The 15,448-nt window shown below is 44.7% G+C and carries 12 protein-coding genes; 7 read left to right on the top strand and 5 right to left on the bottom strand.

Annotated elements, in window-relative coordinates:
- Positions 1–94 precede the first annotated feature (94 nt).
- From EHO57_RS09025 to EHO57_RS09005, 5 genes are read left to right on the top strand one after another with little or no spacing between them, the layout of a single operon-like run.
- Positions 95–1,147: an ArsR/SmtB family transcription factor gene (locus tag EHO57_RS09025; RefSeq protein ID WP_135646477.1), complete on the top strand. Its 1,053-nt coding sequence runs from the start codon at positions 95–97 to the stop codon at positions 1,145–1,147.
- Positions 1,147–2,460: an adenosylhomocysteinase gene (ahcY, locus tag EHO57_RS09020; RefSeq protein WP_135646476.1), complete on the top strand. Its 1,314-nt coding sequence runs from the start codon at positions 1,147–1,149 to the stop codon at positions 2,458–2,460. The genes EHO57_RS09025 and ahcY overlap by 1 nt, the downstream gene beginning before the upstream one ends.
- A 27-nt stretch (positions 2,461–2,487) precedes the next feature.
- Positions 2,488–2,787 carry an indolepyruvate ferredoxin oxidoreductase subunit alpha gene (locus EHO57_RS09015; RefSeq protein WP_135646475.1) on the top strand — a complete coding sequence of 100 codons (300 nt, stop codon included), beginning with the start codon at positions 2,488–2,490 and terminating at the stop codon, positions 2,785–2,787.
- Positions 2,784–6,521 (top strand): methionine synthase, encoded by a 3,738-nt coding sequence (gene metH / locus EHO57_RS09010; protein WP_135646474.1) that lies wholly within the window; start codon positions 2,784–2,786, stop codon positions 6,519–6,521. The genes EHO57_RS09015 and metH overlap by 4 nt, the downstream gene beginning before the upstream one ends.
- A gap of 6 nt (positions 6,522–6,527) precedes the next feature.
- Positions 6,528–6,848 carry a hypothetical protein gene (locus EHO57_RS09005; RefSeq protein WP_135646473.1) on the top strand — a complete coding sequence of 107 codons (321 nt, stop codon included), beginning with the start codon at positions 6,528–6,530 and terminating at the stop codon, positions 6,846–6,848.
- An 18-nt stretch (positions 6,849–6,866) separates the two neighbouring features.
- On the opposite strand, the gene EHO57_RS09000 is transcribed toward EHO57_RS09005, so the two are convergent.
- Both EHO57_RS09000 and EHO57_RS08995 read right to left on the bottom strand, forming a co-directional pair.
- Positions 6,867–7,490 (bottom strand): DUF3157 family protein, encoded by a 624-nt coding sequence (locus EHO57_RS09000; RefSeq protein ID WP_135646472.1) that lies wholly within the window; start codon positions 7,488–7,490, stop codon positions 6,867–6,869.
- A 108-nt stretch (positions 7,491–7,598) separates the two neighbouring features.
- Positions 7,599–8,633, bottom strand: a complete 1,035-nt coding sequence (locus EHO57_RS08995) for an LIC_20087 family outer membrane protein (RefSeq protein WP_210412601.1) — start codon at positions 8,631–8,633, stop codon at positions 7,599–7,601.
- Between the two features lie 123 nt (positions 8,634–8,756).
- Here EHO57_RS08995 and EHO57_RS08990 point away from each other — a divergent pair, with 123 nt between their 5' ends.
- Positions 8,757–10,055: an ATP-dependent 6-phosphofructokinase gene (locus tag EHO57_RS08990; RefSeq protein ID WP_135646715.1), complete on the top strand. Its 1,299-nt coding sequence runs from the start codon at positions 8,757–8,759 to the stop codon at positions 10,053–10,055.
- A 17-nt stretch (positions 10,056–10,072) separates the two neighbouring features.
- Here the strand turns inward: EHO57_RS08990 and EHO57_RS08985 are convergent, their stop codons facing one another.
- The gene (locus EHO57_RS08985) at positions 10,073–11,821 is read right to left on the bottom strand and encodes a GAF domain-containing SpoIIE family protein phosphatase (protein ID WP_135646714.1); all 1,749 of its coding nucleotides are present in this window, start codon (positions 11,819–11,821) and stop codon (positions 10,073–10,075) included.
- A 118-nt stretch (positions 11,822–11,939) separates the two neighbouring features.
- On the bottom strand, positions 11,940–12,812 hold the full coding sequence (argB, locus tag EHO57_RS08980; protein WP_135646740.1) for an acetylglutamate kinase: 873 nt from the start codon (positions 12,810–12,812) through the stop codon (positions 11,940–11,942).
- Between the two features lie 87 nt (positions 12,813–12,899).
- Between argB and EHO57_RS08975 the strand changes: the two genes are divergently transcribed.
- Entirely contained in the window at positions 12,900–13,664 is a 765-nt protein-coding gene (locus EHO57_RS08975; RefSeq protein ID WP_135646713.1) for an SDR family NAD(P)-dependent oxidoreductase, read from the top strand.
- Here the strand turns inward: EHO57_RS08975 and EHO57_RS08970 are convergent.
- A complete protein-coding gene (locus EHO57_RS08970) occupies positions 13,651–15,447 on the bottom strand; it encodes a M61 family metallopeptidase (RefSeq protein ID WP_135646712.1) in 1,797 nt (598 codons plus the stop codon). The two genes, EHO57_RS08975 and EHO57_RS08970, sit on opposite strands and share 14 nt — an antisense overlap.
- Between the last annotated feature and the right edge of the window lies 1 nt (position 15,448).

The following is a 15,448-nucleotide window of genomic DNA, read 5'->3' as shown; positions in this document are numbered from 1 at the left end:
CTGAATTTTGTCAGCAGAAGACATAATGAAACGCAGATTCTTAAATATTTTGCTTGAAGAAATCAAGATATCTTGATATGCTGAAAGAATCGATATGAGTATTCGAGATGTCTCTATGGGCCGGGAGTCAGTTGCAGCTTACGAACCATTTACTGGGAAGGCTGGGACTCCTGATGGGCTCGCCCCTTTAAAGTATTCGGGCAACGATAAGGAGATACTTCTCGCAATAAAGGCTTTATCGGATGAAACTAGAGTTCGAATTCTTCGTATCTTGTCTATTGCACCTCTAAATGTTCAGGAAGTGACTGAAGTTCTCTACATGGGGCAGTCTCGTATTTCTAGGCACTTAAAGATCCTTACTGATGCGGGCTTTCTCGTTTCACAAAGAGAAGGGTCTTGGGTCTATTACCGACCAAAGGAACTTGGAAAGACTGACGACTTTTCTGCTCATTTGCATGCACTATTACTGAAATTTGAAAGTAGCCTTCCTTATTCTGAACAAGACTTAGCAAAGACAAAGGGAATTTTAAAGCAGCGAGACCTTAAGACAGCTAAGTACTTTGATGACGTTGCACAAAACTGGGAAACGATTCAAAGCGATGTTTTGGATCCGGTTTTATATAGGAATAAGATCCTAGGGCTTTTGCCGGAACATTCTCGTAGGATCTTCGACCTTGGTTGTGGACCGGGTGGACTGATTCCTTATTTATTAACGAAAAGCCAAGAGGTTCTTGGAATTGATTCTTCAGCGAAGATGATCAAGGAAGCTAAGAACTTATTTTTGAACAATTCGCAGGTTCATTTCTTAGAATCTGAAATTGAATCTCTCCCTGTCGAATTAGCAAATCAAGCAGACTCTGTCGTATCTTCGATGGTCCTTCACCACCTTTCTAATCCTGCGAAGGCCATGAGAGAAGTTCATTCCGTTTTAAAAGAGAATGGAACATTCATTATCGTTGATTTAAAAAAACATAATCAAGAGATCATGCGGGACAATTTCGCGGATTTATGGTTAGGCTTCGAACCTGAGCTTTTGACAGATTGGTTAGAGCATACTGGCTTTCAAGTTCAATCCATCGAGGAAGTTGAGTCACAGAAATACTTCAAAGTATTAATTATTAAAGCTAAGAAAAGAGGAGGACTTTAATGTCCGCTACAGTACAAGAAAAAGGTTTAAAATATAAAGTTAAGGATATCTCTCTCGCAGATTGGGGCCGCGAAGAGATCATTCTTGCTGAGAAAGAAATGCCGGGTTTGATGGCTTTGCGCAAAGAATATAAGGGCAAACAGCCTCTTAAAGGAGCTCGTATTGCTGGTTCCTTGCACATGACGATCCAAACTGCTGTGTTGATTGAGACACTTACCGAGTTAGGAGCTGAGGTTCGCTGGTCTTCTTGTAATATCTTCTCCACACAAGACCACGCAGCGGCGGCTATTGCAAAAACCGGCGTGCCTGTATTTGCTTGGAAAGGCGAAACTGAAGAAGAATACTGGTGGTGTGTAGAGCAAACTCTTTTCTTTGAAGATGGAAAGGGCCCGAACATGATCCTGGACGACGGCGGGGACCTTACTATGTATGTTCATGAGAAGTTCCCGCAACTTCTGACCGAAATTAAAGGTGTTTCTGAAGAAACTACTACAGGTGTAAAGGGGCTCGAAAAGCTTTTGAAGAAGGGCGGATTGAAAATTCCGGCAATCAATGTAAACGACTCCGTTACTAAATCCAAATTCGACAACCTTTATGGATGCCGTGAGTCTTTGGCTGATGGTATTAAACGTGCAACTGACGTTATGTTGGCGGGGAAAGTTGCTTTAGTTTGTGGTTATGGAGATGTGGGTAAGGGTTCAGCAGCTTCCCTAAGAAATTTTGGCGCTCGCGTGATCGTTACTGAAATCGATCCGATCTGCGCTCTCCAGGCCGTTATGGAAGGATACCAAGTTCTAAGAGTAGAAGATGTGATCGAGTTCGTTGATCTTGTAGTAACTTCGACTGGAAACGACGACATCATTACTCTTGAACACATGAAAGCGATGAAAGACGGATCCATACTTTGTAATATCGGACATTTTGACACTGAGATCCAGATGTCTAGATTGAATTCAGAATCCGGTGTGGTTAAGAAAGAGATCAAGCCTCAGGTCGACAAATATACTTTTGCGAACGGAAGATCTATTATCGTTCTTGCAGAAGGTCGTCTTGTAAACCTCGGTTGTGCAACTGGTCACCCTTCTTTCGTAATGTCTTGCTCCTTCACGAACCAAGTTCTGGCTCAGATAGAACTTTGGAACAACAAGTACGAGATCGGCGTTTACAGACTGCCTAAGAAACTGGATGAGAAGGTTGCGGCCTTGCATTTGGAGCAACTGGGGGTTCGTTTAACAACGTTGAACGCGAAGCAAGCCGAGTATATCGGAGTTCCAATTGATGGTCCATTCAAACCAGAGCACTATCGCTACTGATCTGCGTTTGAAGTAAGGTATTTGGCCGTGGCATATGTAGTAACTCCTCCTTGTATAGGATGTAAGATTACTTATTGTGCCGCGGCTTGTCCGGTCGAAGCGTTTCGGGAAGGGGAGGATTACCTCTTGATCGATCCGGATATATGCATTCATTGCAACGATTGTTTGAGAGAATGTCCCGTGAACGCGATTTTTCCCGAGGATGAAGTTCCAGTAATATGGAAAGAATGGATCGGTATCAACGCAACAGAATCTAAGAAGTTGCCGATCATTCGCGATTTGAAGACTCCTCTACTAGATAGACAATGTAATATTAGAGAATTATGAAAAATAGATTTCCCGCATATACGAATCCCAAGTCTCAAGAGCTTCTTAAGTTATTAGAAGAGAGAATATTAGTACTGGATGGAGCGATGGGTACCATGATCCAACAGTACGGTTTGACCGAAGCCGATTTCAGGGATGAAAGACTGAAAGATCATCCTTCTGCGTTAAAGGGGAATAATGATCTATTAGTAATTACTAAACCGGAAGTGATCGAAGAGATCCATCTTAAATTTTTAGAAGCCGGGGCAAATATCCTAGAAACAAATACATTTAGTTCAAATAGTATTTCTCAAGCGGATTATCATGCCCAGGCTTACGTGGACGAGCTGAATCGCAAAGCAGTTCGAGTGGCTCGCTCTGCAATGGAGAAGTTTGCGAAGAAGAACCCGGATCAACCTCTGTTTCTCGCAGGTTCGATTGGTCCAACTACTAAAACCGCTTCTCTTTCTCCAGATGTAAATAATCCGGCTTTTAGAGCAGTGACTTTCGATGAACTGGTTGAGTCTTTTTATGAGCAAGTGAGAGCACTTGTGGAAGAAGGAGTCGATATTCTTCTGACTGAAACAAATATCGATACTTTAAATCTCAAAGCTATCATTGTTGCGATTGAAAATGTATTTCATGATTTGCAGGTAAGAATTCCTGTCTCAATTTCCGTAACTATCACAGACGCATCCGGTAGAACTCTATCGGGACAAACGATTGAGGCATTTTATAATTCTATTTATCATGCAAATCCTCTCTCTGTGGGCATCAACTGTGCGTTAGGCGCAGGTGAAATGAGGCCTTATATCGAGGAGCTTTCTCGAATATCGAGTTGTTATATAAGCTGTTATCCGAACGCGGGTCTTCCAAATGCTTTTGGTGGATACGATCAAACTCCGGAAGAATTCGGGAATTACTTGGACGATTTTTCCAATCAAGGTTGGTTAAATATTGCTGGCGGTTGCTGTGGAACGACTCCTGCTCACATTTCTGCAGGTGCAAGGGCAGTTCGGAATAAGAAGCCTAGGATCATTCCTTCTATTCAAGAGAAGACTAAACTATCAGGTTTGGAGCCTTTGAATATTGATGAGAATACGGGCTTTATTCTGATCGGAGAGAGAACTAACGTAACTGGATCTCCGAAGTTCAAGAAGTTGATCCTAGAAGGAAATTTTGAAGAAGCAGTTTCAGTCGCCCTTCAACAGGTGGAAGCTGGAGCTAACGTGATCGATATCAACTTCGATGAAGCTCTTTTGGACGGGGAAGCCTCCATGAGACATTTCTTAAACTTGATCGCAGTAGAACCTGATATTGCAAAAGTCCCTTTCATGGTCGATAGTTCGAAGTGGTCCGTTCTGGAAACTGGATTAAAATGTATCCAAGGAAAGCCGATCGTTAACTCCATTTCTTTGAAGGAAGGGGAGGAGAAATTCTTAGCTCAGGCGCGCTTGGTTAAGATGTACGGGGCGGCAGTCATAGTAATGGCTTTTGACGAACAGGGCCAGGCGGCTACCAAAGATGATAAGGTCCGTATTTGTGCGCGCGCTTATAATTTATTAGTAGAGAAGGCAAATTTCTCTCCGTTCGATATCATCTTCGACCCGAACATCCTGACTGTAGGAACAGGGATCGAGGAGCATAATAACTACGCAGTCGATTTTATCGAAGCGATTAAAGAAATTAAGCAGAAATGCCCTGGTGCGAAGATCAGTGGCGGTCTGAGTAATATCTCTTTTTCCTTCCGCGGGAATAATCCGGTTCGAGAAGCGATGCACTCTGCATTCCTATACCATGCGATCCGTGCAGGAATGGATATGGCGATCGTTAACGCTGGAATGCTTGCTGTATATGAAGAGGTTCCGAAAGACCTTTTAGAGAAAGTAGAAGATGTACTTTTGAATCGAAGACCGGACGCTACTGAAAGATTGATCGAGTTTGCGGAATCTGTCAAATCAGGCGATAAGGTTGAGAAGAAAGAAGAAGCCTGGAGAGAAGGAACGGTCGAACAAAGACTGGAATATGCTCTCGTCAAAGGGATCATCGAGTATATCGATCAAGATACTGAAGAAGCGAGACTAAAATACGATCAGCCGTTAAATGTGATCGAAGGCCCGCTTATGGACGGAATGAGAGTGGTAGGGGACTTATTCGGTTCAGGGAAAATGTTCCTTCCTCAGGTGGTTAAGAGCGCCCGAGTAATGAAGAAGTCTGTGGCGTATCTTCTTCCTTATATGGAAGAAGAGAATCGTAAACGTACTCAGAGTTCTGCCAAACAGAAATTCCTAATCGCAACAGTAAAGGGGGACGTTCATGATATAGGAAAGAATATCGTGGGTGTAGTCCTCGCATGTAATAATTATGAGGTCATTGATCTAGGAGTGATGGTTCCTTGCGAGAAGATCTTGGAAGAAGCCAAACTTCATAACGTAAATATTATCGGTTTATCCGGATTAATCACTCCTTCCTTGGATGAAATGGTCCATGTGGCTGCGGAGATGCAAAGAACCGGTTTTGATATTCCCTTATTGATCGGTGGAGCCACTACAAGTTCCGCCCATACTGCTGTTAAGATCTCCGAAAGATATGATCAGCCTGTGGTGCATGTGATCGACGCCTCTCGCGTAGTAAACGTAGTTGGAAAGCTTTTGAATCCTTCCCTAAAAGAAGAGTATGTGAAGCAAATCAAAGAGGATCAAAAAACCCAAAGAGAGATCTATTTTAATACTAGAAGCGATCGTAAGTTAGTCTCCATCGAAGATGCAAGAGAAAATCGCTATGTGACTGATTGGAATGTCACTAAAGTCTCTAAGCCGAATTTCGTTGGAGTAAGGGTTTTTGACGAAGAGATATCTTTAGATGAGCTTCTTCCTTATGTAGATTGGTCTCCTTTCTTCCAGGCTTGGGAGTTAAAGGGCAGGTATCCTTCTATCCTAGAGAATGAAACTTATGGAAAGCAAGCAAGAGAGCTATTTAAGGATGCTCAGAAGCTATTGGAAGATATTATTCCGAATAAGCGCTACCGCACGAAAGGGGTGATCGGGATCTTCCCCGCAAATAGCGTAGGTGACGATATAGAAGTCTATGAAGATGAAAGTCGAACAAAAATAAAGAAGGTCTTTCATACTCTTCGTCAACAGATCAGTAAGGAAGGCAAAGAAGAACCTAATTATTGCTTGGCGGATTATGTTGCTCCGAAAGAAAGCGGTGTTGCCGATTATATCGGTGGATTTGCGGTTACTGCGGGCCATGGCGTGGAAGAATTTGCTGCTTTATTTGATTCTAAATTAGATGATTATAATTCTATAATGTCCAAAGCGCTCGGTGACAGATTTGCCGAGGCATTCGCCGAATACATGCACTTGAAGGTCCGTAAAGAGATTTGGGGTTACGCTTCAGATGAGAATCTTTCAGCCGAGGAATTGATTCGCGAAAAGTATCGTGGGATCCGTCCTGCTGCGGGATATCCTGCGAGTCCAGACCATACGGAAAAACGGACTTTATTCGATTTGCTGGATGCGGAGCACAATACTGGGATCACCCTTACCGAACATTTTGCGATGTGGCCAGCGAGTTCTGTCAGTGGACTTTATTTCGCGCATCCGGAAGCGAAGTATTTTGCCGTTGCAAAGATCAATAAGGATCAGGTAGAAGATTATGCCAAACGGAAGGGAATTTCCGTTTCGGAAGCAGAAAGATGGCTCGCTCCAAATTTGGCGTATGACCCCCAAGAGGCAGTTTCGAAAGTCTAACTAGAGATGAAGCCTTTTGTCGAAGTTACTACAGGTCCCGGGCACGTAGCTCATAGTGAATATTCTTATGAACTGGCTCCTGGGGCTGAATTTGCATTCCACCCTTGGTTGGCCTCGAAAATCCGAGAAAAGATCGGTCGAGAAGATCTTTGGCTGAAGGTCCGTGAGATCAGCTGCGACGAGGTGAGTTGCCCAGTAACGGAAACTCAGATAGATGTGATCGACCAGAGTGCAAACTCCGTTCTACTTTTGAGATTTGGTAGAAAAAAAGAGCAAATCAACAAGCTCGATCTACAGTTGGCCTTCGATCGAAAGAAGAATTTGTAGTATCTTCGACAAACCTTCCTAATCCACAACCAATCCAGACAATAACTTCTCAAAGTTCGCCTTCTCTTTGTCGAACTGGTTTTCCAAAGTGAAGGTGGAGAACTGGATGGAACCGAAGGATCCACTGGTAATGAAAGTATAGAAAATCAATTTAAGGCCCTTGGTATGAGCTTTATAGGTCACTATTTTGCCTAATGTTCCGTTGATGGAGCAATCCTCAATGTTTAGGATCCGTGCTTCCGGGTCGGATTGGTTTATGCTTAGAATGAGTAATTCTGGAAAGTTTTCGAGCGGAATTTCTGCTCCGTCATAGATCGCCATTGCATTCGAACTTTTGCTCGGATTGACGAAATGGAACTCTGCAAATTCAGGATTGCTCGCCACAAGGTTCCAATCGTTGGGATTAAAGAAGATGGAATATTTGCCGAATTTACTCTTTGCGCTCGCACTCATGTCCTTGTTTTTTGCTAAATTTCGGGCCGAGCCTTGTTTCTTTTCTATCTGCGACTTTGGATCTGGAGCATATTGCCAGGTATAGTCGTCCTTAAGCAGAACCTTCTTTCCTGCTTTGGTATAAACCGACTCCTCCGAACGTAGAGACAAAGAGAAGAGTATCAGAAGCAATACAGAGGTTTTTTTCATGATTAACGCTTTAGAATGTTCTGAAAATCCGGTGGATTGAGGGAATATACAAAAAGAAGCACCCAAAAGCCGTCGAAGTTACTACAAAATCCGACCTAACCATCCACTCTATTTCGGGCTATTTGGAGAACTTTCGGAGAATCTATACTTCACTCCCAAAAGGCCTTGGACTTCCGGGGTCAACAATCCGTCCGTATTGGGGAATGGCTGGTGGAGCGGTAGTCTGACCAATCCTTCGAAGCTCAGGTTCTTTGTGGAGATGGAAAAGCCTGGGTTTACATAATATTCGTAGCCTTGCTGCCAGCCCCTGAATGCAGGAGGTGTGTCGACGACTAAGAAGGTCTTGTCATTGAAGCGTTTGATCCCCGAAAATTGTAAAAAGAAATCCATTTTGTTCAGCGTGCTCGTATTCGAGATCAATGAATACGAGATCCCGATAGAAGACTTTGCCGATTCGGGGATCGCCAAACCCACGTTATTCCCTGCCATTCTCCAGCCCACGTCCATTTGGATCCCGGCGCGTCCCAATAGATAACCGAAGAGTATATTCCCCGCTTGGTTATCCAATCCTTTGGAAAGGTTTTGGTTTCCTCCGGGCAATGCAGCCGTAGTGCTTCGAACGTCGGTTAACGGATCGTACGCTCTCTTTTCCGAAGCAGTTCCTACGTAGGCTTCTGTCTTCGAATCCTTGCTTTGGCTCATGGCTAAGCCCATCACGAATATTTCTTCTCTTCCGAATGCAGGATATAAGGAAAAGAATTCTCTCTTTTGTAAATGGACTCTCGGTTGAGAAGGTGCCTTGGTTGTAAATCCTGGGATGGATTCTAAGGCAGAAGGCTCGTTCGGGAAATATTCCTCGAAGACTTTCATTTCATAAGGATGTTTGAATGTAGCCGCGGAGAAGAAACGCACTGGTGTTTCTTCTTCCTTCTTCTCATTTGTTTCGTTAGAGGACCCTTTTAGCTGGATCGGAGACTTCTTCGAGGAAAATACTCCGAAGGAATCCCAAAAAGGGGAATTGCTTTCTGCATATAGCACCGACAAACTGAGAAGAAAGGGGCCTAAAATAGGGAGATATGGATGGGTCTTTTTTTTGGGGCCTGGTCCGGGCGTATGCATATGGAAATCGAGATCATCTGCCATCTTTGGATTCGTTTCCACCCTATATTTATTGATATATGACGAAATTATCTGCTTTGCCAATGAAAAATCCGTCTTATTCTCCGAAAAATGTCCTTTTGAAAATTCTTTTGGAAGCGAGCTAGCATGAATACCCGGATCAAAAACTTCGGACCCTGCAAGATAGAAAGTCCCGCTGGTTACGAATATTATACTGCTGACGAATCGAAGGTCATTTTTAGGACCGTCTTTGAGACGGATGAAAGTTGGCAAGAATACAAGAGCGCCGGGGTGGAATTCTTTGAGCAAGCCGGGCCTAGAAAGGAAATTTATTTCAATCCCAAGGACGTGACCGCGGGGATCGTAACCTGCGGCGGTCTTTGTCCCGGGATCAATGACGTGATCCGCGGCATCGTGATGGAATTAAATTATAGATATGGAGTGAAACGGATCCTTGGTTTTCCATACGGATACCAAGGCTTGGTCAAGAAATACGATCATAAGCCGATCGAGCTGACCCCGGAAAACGTGGCCCATATAGGAAGGGACGGGGGAAGCATCCTCGCTTCCTCTCGTGGGAACCAAGAGGCCACGGATATGGTGGATCGTCTCTCCTTGTACGGTGTAAAGATCCTCTTCTGTATAGGAGGGGACGGGACATTGAGGGGAGCCAAGGAGATCGTAAAGGAGATCGAGAGAAGGGGGGAGCAAATCTCCGTCATCGGCGTGCCCAAGACCATCGATAACGATATCAATTACGTGCAAAAAACATTCGGTTTTTCTACTGCATTTTCCAAGGCAATGGAAGCGGTGGAATGCGCTCATGTGGAATCCAAGGGAGCTCCGAACGGGATCGGTGTGGTCAAGCTTATGGGCCGTCATTCCGGTTTTATTGCAGTGAATGCTGCTCTCGCTTCTCAGAATGTGAACTATTGTTTGATCCCTGAGGTTGATTTTGATCTGCAAGGGAAGGGCGCCTTCTTGGACATCTTAAAGAAGAGGATCCAAACACGCAAACATGCTGTCATCATTGTGGCAGAAGGTGCGGGCCAAAAATTCTTCGGAAAGAATGAAGAAAGAGACGCCTCCGGAAATCTGAAGTTGGGTGATATCGGCGTCTATCTCAAGAATTCCATCCAGGATTTTTTCAAATCGGAGAAGATCGAGGTAAACGTAAAGTACATCGATCCTAGTTATATCATTCGTTCTATTCCTGCGAACCCGGAAGATTCTATTTTCTGCGGCTTCCTGGCCCAGAATGCTGTCCATGCTGGAATGGCGGGGAAGACGGATATAGTCATCGGAATGTGGAATAATGTATTTACCCATCTCCCTATCGATATTGCGATCCAGGAAAGGAAGGTTTTGCAGCCTACAAGAAGCACTTTGTGGAGAACCCTACTTGCATCAACCGGGCAACCTGCCCACATGAATGCAGAGGATTAGAAGAAGTTTAGAATATTCTAATTGAGTCGAACTAAGACTAGAGTGTAGTCGTCGTGAGGATCCGCTTCTCCTCGGAACGCATCAGTGGTATCCAGGATCAGATCCTTTAGGTTTTCGACCGGCATATCCCCGTTGCGTTCCACGAGTTTGGCGAGATTCTCTAAAGAATACATTTCTCCGCCTTCGTTTGTGGTCTCGCTCACTCCGTCCGTATAAAGAACGAGTAGATCTCCCGGTTGGTATTCTACCTCATGCTCTTCGATCTCGGATTCCTTGATCCCCAGAGGCATTCCCTTTCCGGAAAGAAGGATCACTTTCTTGTCCTTGGCCTTGTACAATAATTGCTCGTTATGGCCGGCGCTAGAATAACGTATCCTCTTCTTGAGCATATTGATCCGGGTTAGCATCACTGTCACGAACATGAAGTATCCCGACTTCTCTTGGATGATCCGGTTTGCTCCCATAAGGCTGATGCTTGTAGAAGAATTCCTCGCGACCTCACCCGCGATAATCGTCTTGGAGAACTCCATGAATAATGCTGCGGAGATCCCTTTGCCGGAAACGTCTGCAATCAGGATACTTACTTCGTCCGGGTTATGATAGACCAGATCGTAGAAATCTCCTCCGATCTCCTTGGAAGCGGTATAGGAAGTTTCTATCTCTAGTAGATGCATCTTCTTCGGGATATTGGGAAGAGAGTTGATCTGGATCTGAGAAGCGATCTGCATATCCCTTCGGATAGAGGTTAACTTCTCCTTTTGGTTCTTTGCAAGAAGGCTATTGTATGCTTCCGCGATCTGGTTGGAGATCGTGCTTAGAATGGAGAGGTCCTGGTGAGAGAAACTGTCTGCGCTCTTCTTATCTGCTGCGTTTAATATCCCGATGATAGTCCCATCTTGTCGGATCGGTACTGAAACAAAGGATTTGGTCTTGTATCGGTTCGGGTTGAGAAGGGTAGGACTGATATCGGTCACTCCCTGCACGAGCAGTGCCTTTCCCTCGGAAAGGATCTGGTTCAGGATCCCTCTGGACTCGTCCACTAGATGGGACTCTTCTTCCAAATTGAAGCCGACTGACTTGGATAACTCGAAGGCCTTGGTCCTTGGATTCTGGAAGATCAAAGAAACTCTTTCCGCTCCCAGTACGTCGGAGATGGAATGCACAGTAAGATTTAAGAATTCGTTTAATTCGCTGATATTCGAAATGGCCTGACTGATCTGAAAGAGACAGTCCAGTTCTCTCGCTCTTGCTTTCAGATCCCGGATCAATCTTCGGTTCCTGATGGAGATTGCCGCTAGATCGGAAAGATATTCTAATATTTTAATATCCTTGCTCGTGAACTCCGGCCTTTCCATGGAATTGACGGCTTCTAGGACTCCCTGCATTTCGCCTTGCGCCTTCATGGGAACACAGATCAGGTTTCTTGTGGTGAATCCGACGGCGTCGTCTATATCTCTATAGATCCTAGGATCGTTTGCTGCATCGTTTACGATCACCGGTTCCAAAGTTTCGAGAACCATTCCGGCGATCCCTTTTCCTCTAGGAACTTTTAACTCTGTAAGAGAATCTCCCTTGTCGCCCTTGGCCACCTGAAAGACTAGGCAATCTTCTTCTCTATCGTAAAGAAGTAGGGAACAGCCTTCCGTGTTTAAGACATCTTTGGTTGTCTCTATGATGATCCCAAGAAGTTCTTCTAGGTCGTCCGTAGAGTTGATACGAGCTGTTATGTCGGAAATCAGTGCAAGAGAGAGCTGTTTGAAACTCATTTGGGGTCGCGGTTCTTCTGTTTTTGTATGATCTTAGAATCGGAGGGTTTATTCAAATCTAAATCCAAAGCTTGTCAAGGAGATTCGAAACTTCTCTCGGATCTACTTGATTTTCCACTTACTCGATCAAGGAACCGATCCCTTGGTCGGTAAAGATCTCGATCAGAATAGAATGAGGGACTCTTCCGTCAATGATATGAGTTCTGCGAACTCCTTGGTCGATTGCGGTGAGGCAGCATTCCACCTTAGGGATCATTCCTCCAGTAATATCACCTTTTTTGATATAATCCTTTACTAAAGCTCTGTTCAGGCCGGTCACAAGTTTTCCATCGATCAGGATCCCGCTCGTATCCGTAAGAAGGATGAGTTTTTCCGCCTTCAAGGCACCTGCAAGTTCTCCCGCGAATGTGTCCGCATTGATATTCAGGGATTCTCCCTTTGCGGATTCCGCCACCGGAGAGATCACCGGGATAAATCCTTTTTCTTGAAGGGAAAGAATGACTGTGGGATCTATCTTGTCTATCTTACCTACGAGACCCACATCGATCAGCTCTCCGGACTTTCCTTCGACGTCCACTTCTATCTTGGTCTTAGAAGCCACTGCAAGATTTCCGTCCTTGCCGGAGAGACCCACTGCGTTTCCACCTTGGGTATTGATCATAGAAACGATCTGTTTATTGACCTTTCCTGTGAGGACCATCTCTACCACGTCCATGGTCTCGGCGTTCGTGACCCTATGCCCGTGCACGAACTCTGTCGGGATCTTTAGTGTATCCAGAAGGCTATTGATCTCGGGTCCGCCTCCGTGAACGATGATTGGATGGATGCCTACGTATTTGAGGAGTACGATGTCTTTCGCGAACGATTCCTTTAAGTCGGCCTTTGCCATTGCGGCTCCGCCGTACTTGATCACCACTGTTTTGCCCGAGTATTTTGTGATATAGGGAAGGGCTTCCAGAATATGGTTGACCCTTTCGAAGGAATGTTCCATACCAAACAGAGAATTCACATGCCCCTGAGCTGTCGATTCCGAAATCCGAAAGCTTTCCTTCTTCTAAAACTCTGAAACAGTAACGTAATGAACCCAAAAGAAAATCCGCAAAATCCCGGAACTATATTACTTACCGGGGGAAGTGGCGGTCTCGGAAGGGCGTTGGTTTCCCTTCTAAGCGATCTGAATTACAAAATCTTGAACTGGGATGTATTGCCTCCTAAGTCTATTCTTCCGAATGAGACTTATTATAAAATAGATCTGACCTCCGTCTCGGAATTGGATAAGGCATGTGGAATGCTTAAGGCCGAATTTCTTTCGGGACCTTCTCCCAAGGAGTCGCCGCTGAACGGTTTCGTGCATTCTGCAGGATACGGCGGACCCTATCACAAGATCACAGAAGTCTCTCTTGATGAATGGGAAAGGATCTTTGCGATCAATCTTCGTTCCGCATTTCAGATCACCAAGTCTTTGCTTCCCGTCTTTGCAGAGAGAAAATACGGTCGTTTGGTCTATATTGCCTCTTCTCTTTCCGTGCAAGGGAGTGCGTTATCTGTTGCTTACTCTTCTTCTAAGCACGGTATTGTAGGTTTTGCTAAATCTATCGGAGCGGAATGGGGAGAAAATGGGATTACTGCGAATGCGATCAGTCCCGGTTATATGGAAACTACGATGGGCATCCAAGAAGACCAAGTAAACGACCATCGCAAAAAGATAATAGATATGACTCCCGTAAAGAAGATTGCAGATCCGAGTGAGATCGCCAGGGTCGTTGCTTTTTTACTTTCTCCGGAATCGGGTTATATCAACTCTGCAAACTGGACCGTGGACGGAGGGATTACTTCGATCTAGATCTTTTTGGAGACGCCTGTTTCTGTTTGCTATTCTTGGAGTTTGTCTCGGAGACCTTAATTTCCTTATTCCAATGTAGGAATTTTTCCCGGATCGCAAGAGCTTCCGGCTTTGCCTTCTCGTCTATCCAAAGCTCGCAATTCGAAGGAGAAGAATCGAACTTGATCTTCCTCTTTAGGATCTGTCCTCGTCTGGATATTAATATCTCCGCCCCTTTCTTTGGCTGATATTGGTTTAGTAATTCTTTATATGTTTCCGGAAGGGTCCTTCTTCCATCGATCGAGATCCATTCATCGCCCACATTGATATCGGTATCCTGGATGGATTTGCCTAGTAGGATCTTGGTTATGATCAGTTTTCCTCTGTCTTCCTTCACTCTAAAGCCAGGTTCCAGTTTCGGTTTAGAAGGAGTTCTTTCGATCCCGGCGAGATGTAAATAGGCTTCGATCGGGATCCGTTTGGGCTCGCCGATATAGGCGTCGAATTCTAATTTTAGATCCAAACCAGTGGCCTTCTTAGCGGCTTGGAAGAACTCCGCCTTGGTGAATCCTCTCTTCTTTTCTTGGTGATATTGCTTGTTTAAGGCCTGCATCACATCGAATAAGGACTTCTTTCCTTTGGTTTCGGAAAGAATATAAAGATGCATTGCGATAGAGAGCACAGCTCCTTTCGTATAATAAGAGATACCCGTATTCGAAAAATTCGGATCGAAGGGGCGATTGTAATATTTGGTCCAAGCGGTGAAACTGGAATCTTCCAGGCTCATCCAGGATTCTCCGGCGGATTCTTCCAGCTCCAGAATATCCTTCCAGATCTTGTTCAGATACTGCTGGGGAGTATAGATATCGCAAAGAAGAAGGAAATAGGCATCGAAGAAGCTTGTGATCCCTTCTGCGATCCATAATTCCTTGGTGAGATTCGGCTTTTGGTAATCGAAGGGCCCTAATGCGATAGGACGGATCCGCTTTACATTCCAATGATGGAAGTACTCGTGAGAAAGGAGCTCCATTAGAGTTCTATAATTTTCCGGACTACGAAAACCGTTCGGATCGTATTGATTGACGCTGGAGTTTAAGTGTTCCAATCCGCCGTACAGATTCTCAGTCATGTCTAGGATAAACAGATAATACCGGTTTTCGGTCCCTCCCATATGGGTGATCTGCGTTTTCATGATCGTTTCCAGATCCTTTGCGATCTTCTTCTTATCGGCAGAAGGGACGTCCCCTAGAATAACCAGATCGAAGGCACAGCCTTGGACAGAAAAGGTGATCTCCTTCTCGTTCGAGAGAAGGAGAGGTGCATCAAAGAATTCGTCGAAGTTCTTGGCTTTCCAGGTATTCTTGGAGCCTTCCTTCTTCTTTAATCCTGTATGACAATAACGGAATGGAGCGAGATTCTTCCAGGAGACTTCGACCTCTAGATAGAGTTTGTCTTTGGGATAGAGAAAGGTAGCAGGCGGATGTACCAGTATCAATTCGCTCGTGAAATAATTAGTACGGACAGTATGTTCGTATCCGTATACTAAATAAGAAATTTTGAATGTTTCACCCTTGGAATGTATTTTCCAAGTATCCAGTTCGATCTGCTCTAAGGTCCAGCCTGGTCCGGGACTCACGAAATCCAGTTTATGGATCGACTTGGAATAATCTCGGATCTTATACGAACCGGGAGACCAGTTCGGAATGCAAAGAAGAGTTTCCTGTTTGTCTGGATGGACTTCCATTTCCACCCGAAGTAAATGTTGATGAGGTTTGTACGTGTCTAGGGAATATTTTACGATCACG

This window comes from Leptospira langatensis, from assembly GCF_004770615.1.
Lineage (GTDB): Bacteria > Spirochaetota > Leptospiria > Leptospirales > Leptospiraceae > Leptospira_B > Leptospira_B langatensis.
This window is presented reverse-complemented; position numbering and strand designations above follow the sequence as displayed.